The organism is Mesorhizobium sp. M7A.F.Ca.US.006.04.2.1 (assembly GCF_004022915.1).
GTDB classification, from domain to species: Bacteria; Pseudomonadota; Alphaproteobacteria; order Rhizobiales; family Rhizobiaceae; genus Mesorhizobium; species Mesorhizobium ciceri.
Map to the genome: position 1 here is coordinate 1 of NZ_RZQA01000207.1, position 8,105 is coordinate 8,105.

Genomic DNA, 8,105 nt, shown 5'->3' on the forward strand with positions numbered 1-8,105 from the left:
CCCACTGGTCCCAATTGTAGATGTGCACGTCGGTGCCGCAGATCGCCGTCTTCTTGATCTTGATCAGCACGTCGTTAGGGCCGATTTCCGGCACCGGCACCTCTTCCATCCAGATGCCTGGTTCGGCGCGAGTTTTGACGAGTGCGCGCATAATGTTGGACATCAGCCAATCACTCCGAGTTCGAGGCCGACCTCACCGAACGCTGCAATTGCCCGATCGATATCGGCTGTCGAATGGGCGGCCGACATCTGCGTCCTGATCCGCGCTTGGCCTTTCGGCACCACCGGGAAGGAAAAGCCGATCACATAGATGCCGCGCTCAAGCAGCATGTCGGCCATCTGCGAAGCCAGCACGGCATCGCCGATCATCACCGGAATGATCGGGTGGTCAGCTCCAGCCAATGTGAAGCCGAGCTTTTCCATACCGGAGCGGAAGCGTTGCGCGTTCTCGTAGAGACTTTCACGCAGCCCGTCGCCCCTCTCGATGATGTTGAACACCTTGAGCGATGCTGCCGCGATCGCTGGCATCAGTGTGTTGGAGAAGAGGTAAGGCCGCGATCGCTGGCGCAGCCAGTCAACCACCGGCCTGCTCGCCGCCGTATAGCCACCCGAGGCACCCCCCAGCGCCTTGCCCAGCGTACCGGTGATGATGTCCACCCTGCCCTCGACACCGCAATATTCCGGCGTGCCACGGCCATGCTCACCGACGAAGCCGACAGCGTGGCTGTCGTCCACCATCACCATTGCATCATATTTTTCCGCGAGGTCGCAGACGCCCGCCAAATTCGCGATGATGCCGTCCATCGAGAAGACGCCGTCAGTGGCGATGAGCTTGAAGCGGCTGCCTTCAGCCTTTTTCAGTTCTTCCTCGAGGCTCTCCATGTTGTTGTTGGTGTAGCGGAAGCGTTTCGCTTTGGAGAGCCGCACGCCGTCGATGATCGAGGCATGGTTGAGCGCGTCGGAGATGATCGCATCCTCTTCCGAAAGCAGCGTCTCGAACAGGCCGCCATTGGCGTCGAAGCAGGAACCATAGAGGATCGTGTCTTCCATGCCGAGGAAGCTCGATATCTTTGCCTCGAGCTGCTTGTGTTCCTCTTGTGTGCCGCAGATGAATCGCACCGACGCCATGCCATAGCCGTATCGGTCGAGCGCGGCCTTCGCCGCCTCACGCAGCTCTTCGCTGTCGGCGAGGCCGAGATAGTTGTTGGCACAGAAATTGAGCAGCTTGCGGCCGCCAACCTCGATCTCGGACGACTGGGACGAGGTGATGACGCGCTCGCGTTTGTACAGGCCCTCCGTCTCGATCTGCGAAAGCAGCTCGCGAACGTGGTCGTTGAGAGACGGTGCCATCCTGCCTTCGCTTCCACTGATGATCTTCGCAGCCTTGCTCATACGATTTCTCCCCTGTGCACGCATAACATACGCTCGAAGTAGCTTGGATCGTGCGCTTTGAGGATTGCAGCCTCCCGAGGCTGGTACAGATCCCACAGACGCGATAGCCAAAAGCGAAATGCTCCAGCGCGTTGCATCGCGGGAAGCAATATGCGTTCGGCTGGTGTAAGCGCTCGAACGGACCCATAAGCGCCTAAGAAAGCGGCTGCTCGCTCACTGTCTTGGCGGCCGGTGCAGTCATCGACACACCAGTCGTTGAGGCACACAGCAATATCGAAAAGGAAGGCGTCGCATCCGGCGAAGTAGAAATCAAAGACGCCGGTCAGATGACTGCCGGCAAACAACACATTGTCACGAAAGAGATCGGCGTGCACCGGCCCCCTGGGGAGTTGTTCGTAGGTGGGAGACACAGCAATTTGGTTCTGAAAGGTAAGCTCGCTGGTGAGCCGCGACCGTTGTCCATCGGACACGTATTGGCCGACCACCGGCACCACCTCGTTCCACCACTCGAGACCTCGCGGATTGACCTGGTGTCGTGGGTAATCGGTCCCGGCCACGTGTATTCGCGCCAGGATCTCCCCGATAGAGCGACAATGTGACACTGTCGGTGCTGTCACGCTTTCGCCAGGAAGCCTGTTGACGACCACAGCAGGCCGGCCTTTCAGCGAGTGAAGGATTTCGGCACTCGCGTTGGCAACCGGATTCGGGACCGGCATTCGCCGCGCCGCAAGGTGTTTTATGAGATGAAGGTAGAAAGGCAATTGTTCGAATGTGAGGCGCTCAAACAAGGTGAGCACATACTCTCCGGTTTCGGTATCTACGAAGTAGTTCGTGTTCTCAATTCCGGTCGTAATGCCCCGAACAGAACGCGGCCAGCCCAGACCCAGCGCCCCAAAGAGCGCTGCGACTTCGTCGACTGATAGCTCCGTATATACAGCCATGGCGGAAATAGCGGTCTCCGATTGTTCAAACAGTTCTTCAGCGGGCCGCAGCCTGCAAAATTTCGGCGACGTGGGTCTTTACGGTCTGTGTATCGGCGGGAAGGACCTTAAATCGTCTCGGCAAGTCTTCTATTCCATCGAACCGTTTTGGACGACATGGCTCGTGGCCCAAAGCCTCCCTGATGGTCTCCGCGAATTTGACCGGCAGGGCCGTCTCGAGCACGATCATCGGCATCTCCAGAACGGAGTGCCTGCGAGCGACCGTGATGCCGTCAGCTGTGTGTGGGTCGACCAGCGTGTTGAAGCGGCGCCAAGTGTCACGGATCGTTTCCAACCGGTCGGCGTGCGTGCTCTTGCCGCTGCAGAAGCCAAAACGAGCGGCCACCTGCGCGAAGGCGGAATCGCCACTGAGATCGAACTGTCCTCGTCGCCTGAGTTGGTCGTCGAACATTGATTTCGTCCGGCCCGCATCGCGACCGAGCAGTTCAAAGACGAAACGCTCAAGATTGGAGGCCTTGGAAATGTCCATCGATGGGCTTGATGTTTCATACGTGTCCGCGCGGCCCCGCAAGCGATACACGCCGGTGCGGAAAAACTCATCGAGCACATCGTTCTCGTTGGTTGCAACGACGAGACGGGATATGGGAAGCCCCATCATGCGCGCAACGTGACCAGCACAGATGTTTCCGAAGTTCCCCGAAGGAACGGTGAAGTCGACCTCTGATGTGTTCCCCGCGTTGACCTGGAAGTAGGCGGAGAAGTAGTAGACGACCTGAGCCACCAGCCTGGCCCAGTTGATCGAATTGACGGCGCCTATCCGGTGGCGCCTCTTGAAGTCACCATCGCCGGACACGGCTTTCACGATGTCCTGGCAATCGTCAAAGACCCCTTCGATGGCGATGTTATGGATGTTTTCGTCCTGCAGGCTGAACATCTGAGCTTGCTGAAAGGTGCTCATGCGTCCGTGCGGCGACATCATGAAGACCCGCACCCCCTTCTTGCCGCGCATGGCATATTCCGCCGCGCTGCCCGTGTCGCCACTGGTCGCCCCGAGGATGTTCAGTTCCTCACCCCGCCGCGCCAGTTCATACTCTAGGAGATTGCCAAGCAACTGCATCGCCATGTCCTTGAACGCCATCGTGGGGCCGTTGGACAGTTCCGCCACGTGGAGACACGTTTCAAGCGCGCGCACCGGCACGATCCTGGTCGTCCCGAAAACCTCGGGCGTATAGGTCTTCGCGCAGATGGTCTTAAGATCGGCGGGCGGAATATCGTCGATGTAGAGCGACAGGATCTCGAAGGCGAGGTCCGGATAGGACAGCCTCCGCCACCGATCCAGCATGGCGTCATCCACGAGCGGGTACGTCTCGGGCACATAGAGCCCGCCATCCGGCGCCAGACCTTCAAGCAGTATCTCGCAAAACTTCCTGCGTTGGGGGTGGCCTCGCGTCGAGATGTAGTGCATGTGATGCTCCTCCTTGTCGGCGCGCTCGTTCAGCCGGGGCCGCAGCGCTGCATGGTCAATGGGCCGCCCAGCTTCAGCCGTCAGCGTCTGGCCTGCCACCATGCGATCTTGTCCTGCAGGCCATAGCGGCGATTGTTGGTGGGCGTCAGGCCTGACTTCCGGCTGATCTTCAGATAGCGGCGATGTCCAGCTTCGAGCCGTCGACCAGACGCGACAGGCGGAGCGGTGTAGGATCGACGCAAGGCGTGTCGTCTACGACAAGCTGTGCGGCCAGATAACCAAGCCCCGGGCCCAAACCGAAGCCGTGGCCCGAGCAGCCCGCCGCGAGGAAGAGGCCTTTTACCCCGTCCACCTGCGACACCACGGGCACTGCGTCCGGCGTGCAATCGACGAAGCCGCCCCAGGCACTATCGATCTCTATATCGCCGAGTTGGGGGAAGGTCTTCCGGACACTCTCCACCACTTGGCTTACCAGCCATTTTAAGGGTGGAGGGTCCAGCACCCGATTCTGTTCGAAGATCCGATCGTCGTTGGTCAGCAGCGCCGGCATTGAATCCGGCCCCGAAAGGAACGATTGGCCGATGCCGAGCCTGACGTTCTTTAGGCGACGCAAGAATTGCGGCATGAATTCCCGGCTATACCGGATAGCCTGGGGCGTGATTTCGAGGTTCGCCTTGCCACTGATCGCAAGCGTATAGCTGCCGTCCAGTCGGCGCGTGATCGTGCAGTAGGGTGTGGAGATCGCCTCGCCTATGTTGATTGTGGGGGTGGAACGCAGCGCGGTCTGCCGGATGCTCGCTTGGGGGAAACTGATCCCGAGCGGCCTAAGGAAGCGCGAGGACCAGGCGCCAGCGGCGCACAGCACCGCGCTGGTTCTGATGTAGCCCTTCTCCGTGTGCACGCCCGCAATCTTGCCATTGGCCAAGTCGAGCGCCCGCGCGGCGCATTCCTGGTGGATGGTGGCGCCCAGAGCTCTGGCCCCCTCGGCGATAGCCGGTGCGGCAAGCGCAGGCTCGGCCTTGCCATCCCGGCCCGAATAGGTCCCGCCGACCCATTTGTCGCGCGCTTCGGGGACGCGCTCGGCCACCTCCGCCCGGCTCAGCATGCGGGTGTCGACCTCGTACTCCCTGGCGACCTCGCGCCACCTTTCCCAACCGGCGAGCACAGCCTCGTCGTGAGTCGCAGAGACCAGACCGCAGCGTCGAAATCCAAGATCGCGATTGATATCGCGCGTCAGCTCGTCCCATAGTCGCATGGAGATCACCGAGAGCGCCAGTTCGCGCCGATCGCGGTTCTGCTGGCGGCACCAACCCCAGTTTCGGCTCGATTGTTCACAGGCGACGTGGCCCTTCTCGAGCAGAGCCACAGAGAGGCCACGCTTCGCCAGGAAATAGGCGGCCGTAGACCCGAGGATGCCGCCGCCGACGATGACGACGTCGACTTCGGCCGGGAGACGCTCATCGCTGTGAATACGTTCGACTCGGGGCGACATGTTCCAACCAACCTCGGCTGCCAAGAATGCGGAAGCAAAGTTCCGATCAGCCCTTCATCGCATCGTGCGCTCGAAAGAATGTGCCGAAATCATCTAGGACTTCGCCAGATGTGCGGGTTTTTGATCCCTTGGTCGATACGAACTGCTCAAGCCCGACCGAGTCCCAGTTCGGCGCAGGGCGGCGTATGGAAAGTAACCGATCGGATAGCTCCTGAACTTCTTCTCGCCGGCCGGTCGCCTTCGACATTGTCCAAGCGGCTGACGCAGTGACGTTGCAGGCAGCGGTGCAATGACGAGGTCTCAGATGCGAGATCGTCGGCTGCAACGCATAGAGGCAGTCACCCAGCGGCAGTAGCGTATAGCGTCGAAAAGCGACGATGACGGCCTCTTCCTCGACCGTGAGCACGTCGACCGAACCTCCGTCGGCCCAGTCGGTAGATCGAGAACACAGATCCGACTCTGCAACTTCGCGTCGGTCTTCTGGTTGATCCCATAGCGCTTCGCCAGCGCCCTCAAGCTCCGCGGTGCCTCCATCTGGGCCGCAGCGACGAATGGTCAAAAGGCCGTCACCGTCGGCGATCAGCGGCTGGCGCGCCAGAAGGCGATACGGTCCTGCAACCGATAGCCCTGGATAATCGCCGGCATGAACCACGGATTGCCGCGATAGAGCGGGATGGCGGAAGGCGGTCGAAAGTCGAACGCCGTGCGCGACTGCTCGCCATGCCCCATCAGCTTGTGGGCCGCACGCATACCGATCCATGGCGCCCAGACCACGCCCGAGCCGCAGAAGCCGGTGGCATAGACCATACCATCCTTCTCGAAGACGCGGGGCAGCATGTCGCGGTTCATCGCTACGTTGCCAAACCAGCAATGCGAAAGGCGCACGTTCTCCAACTCCGGGAAGAGGTTCACCAGGCCCTTGCGCAGGAGAAGTTTCGGGGCAATCGGATCGCCGACACGAGAACTGTCGCGCCCCCCCAGCAGAATGCGTTTTCCGTCAGGCGAGGGACGATAATAGAAACCGAGTTGCCGGTTCTCGGTGATCGTCATCAGCTTCGGCATCAGTCGTGCCATGACATCGGGCGCTAATTCCTCGGTCACGATGATCCGGCTGCGGACCGGAACCAGCCGGCGGCGCAAGAAGGGTGCGGCGCCGTCGGTATAACCGTTGGTACAGACCAGAACGTGCCGCGCATCCACCGTCCCAGCGGAAGTCACCACGCGAAAGCCCGAACCATTCCTCTCGATCGACTTGACCGCCGTGTGCGAATGAACCGTCAATCCGGATGCGAGCGCCACCCGCAGGAGTTCAGCGTGGAACTTTGCGGGGTGCAGCCCGCCAATGTCCGTCCGAACGGTTCCGCCGCGGTAGAAATCGGTGCCGATATAGTTCCGCTGCTCGGCATGCGGAACGGCGTAAGACTCGATCCCCAGTTTCTTCGCCAGCCTCTCGGCGCCGCGCGCCATCTTCTCATACTGCTCATAGCCGAAAGCGCCTTTGAACTGGCCGACCAGGCGGAAGTCGCAGTCGAGCCCTTCGGTCTTGATGAAGTCGTAGAGGAATTCGCGCGCGATCTTGCCCTCGGCCTCGATCGCCATGGCCTTCTCTTCACCGAAACGCCTGGTGATTGTGGCAGCATCCGGCCGGATGCTCCCGCTCGTAATCCCGCCATTGCGCGTGGAAGCACCCTCGCCCGGATGCATCGCATCGAAAGCGGCAACCGAGCGCCCCTCGCGCGCCAGCGCAAGCCCGGCCGAAAGCCCGGCATAGCCGGCGCCGACAATCACCGCGTCGAGCTTCTTTGCCAGCGGCTGCCGCGGCAGCGGCATGACGGGCGCCGCTTCCCACCAGTAGGGCGTGTTCTTTTCGGCGATTTCGGGCTCTTGCACGTGACTGACTTCTCTTGGTGTTCCGGGGTTTAGGAATGTATCGCTCGCGGCACTTCAAATATGGTCATCTCGCACGTCCAGCGCGTCACGCAGTCCGTCGCCGATGAAATTGAAACTGGTCACCGCGATGGTGATGGCAGCTCCGGGAATGATTGCCAGCCATGGTGCGCTGCCCAGATATTGCTGGGCGCCATTGAGCATGTTGCCCCAGCTCGGTAGTGGCGGCTGGATCCCGTAGCCGAGGAAGCTGATATAGGCCTCCATGAGAATGGCGCGCGCAACCGTCAAGGTCGAAGCAACGATAATTGGACCGATGGCGTTGGGAAGGATCTCCCGAAACATGATATGTGTGCCGCTCAGCCCCAGCATTCGCCCGGCCTGGACGAATTCGCGCTCGCGAAGAGAGAGGACCTCGGCCTCCACAATTCGGGCTACTTCCATCCAGCTGGTCGCAGCGATGACGACGGTAATCATTATCGGGCTGGGTTTCAGGGCTGCGGCAAGGGCCAGCACAAGGAAGATAGACGGGAAGGCCAGAAAGCCATCTACCATGCGCATCAGCGAGGCACCTATCCAGCCGCCGCGGTATCCAGCAATTACCCCGACGAGCGTGCCCACTAGCGTCGACAACAGCATGGCGAAGAAGCCCACCAGCAACGAGATTCGTCCCGCCATCAAGAGCCTTGCCGCCAGGTCGCGGCCGAGCGGATCAGTGCCCAGAAAGTGGTGGCCCGTAAGCGGAGGAGCAAAGCGGGCCCGCAGATCGATATACAGTGAGTCATAAGGCAGGAGATGGGGGCCGACGACGCAAGCGAGACACAGAAAGACGATCATCGCCAAGCCGAGCAGCGCCAGGCGATGCCGCATGAAACGAAGCGCCGCGCGGTTGTTTGTCCAGCGGCTTGGAGCTGCATTTGTATTTGCC

The 8,105-nt window shown here is 60.7% G+C and carries 7 protein-coding genes and 1 pseudogene; all 8 read right to left on the minus strand.

The genetic code is table 11. The annotated features are described in order from the left end of the window. Positions 1–163 (minus strand): alcohol dehydrogenase catalytic domain-containing protein (locus tag EN925_RS13525; protein WP_164894200.1); only part of this gene is annotated, 163 nt, incomplete at its 3' end. After that, the gene (locus EN925_RS13530; protein ID WP_127368621.1) at positions 163–1,350 is read right to left on the minus strand and encodes a glycine C-acetyltransferase; all 1,188 of its coding nucleotides are present in this window, start codon (positions 1,348–1,350) and stop codon (positions 163–165) included. The genes EN925_RS13525 and EN925_RS13530, both read right to left, overlap by 1 nt. A 38-nt stretch (positions 1,351–1,388) precedes the next feature. Then, positions 1,389–2,333 carry a homoserine kinase gene (locus tag EN925_RS13535; RefSeq protein WP_127368619.1) on the minus strand — a complete coding sequence of 315 codons (945 nt, stop codon included), beginning with the start codon at positions 2,331–2,333 and terminating at the stop codon, positions 1,389–1,391. A 37-nt stretch (positions 2,334–2,370) separates the two neighbouring features. Continuing rightward, a complete protein-coding gene (gene thrC, locus EN925_RS13540; protein WP_245460928.1) occupies positions 2,371–3,900 on the minus strand; it encodes a threonine synthase in 1,530 nt (509 codons plus the stop codon). A gap of 67 nt (positions 3,901–3,967) precedes the next feature. After that, positions 3,968–5,290: an FAD-binding oxidoreductase gene (locus EN925_RS13545; protein WP_127368620.1), complete on the minus strand. Its 1,323-nt coding sequence runs from the start codon at positions 5,288–5,290 to the stop codon at positions 3,968–3,970. Positions 5,291–5,479: 189 nt separating this feature from the next. Continuing rightward, a pseudogene (locus tag EN925_RS13550) lies at positions 5,480–5,809 on the minus strand (IS481 family transposase); the annotation flags it as partial. Positions 5,810–5,869: 60 nt separating this feature from the next. Continuing rightward, the gene (locus EN925_RS13555) at positions 5,870–7,180 is read right to left on the minus strand and encodes an FAD-binding oxidoreductase (RefSeq protein ID WP_127388285.1); all 1,311 of its coding nucleotides are present in this window, start codon (positions 7,178–7,180) and stop codon (positions 5,870–5,872) included. 54 nt (positions 7,181–7,234) lie between these two features. Further along, positions 7,235–8,105, minus strand: an 871-nt coding sequence (locus tag EN925_RS13560; RefSeq protein WP_245487223.1) for an ABC transporter permease, incomplete at its 5' end; no start/stop codon positions are given.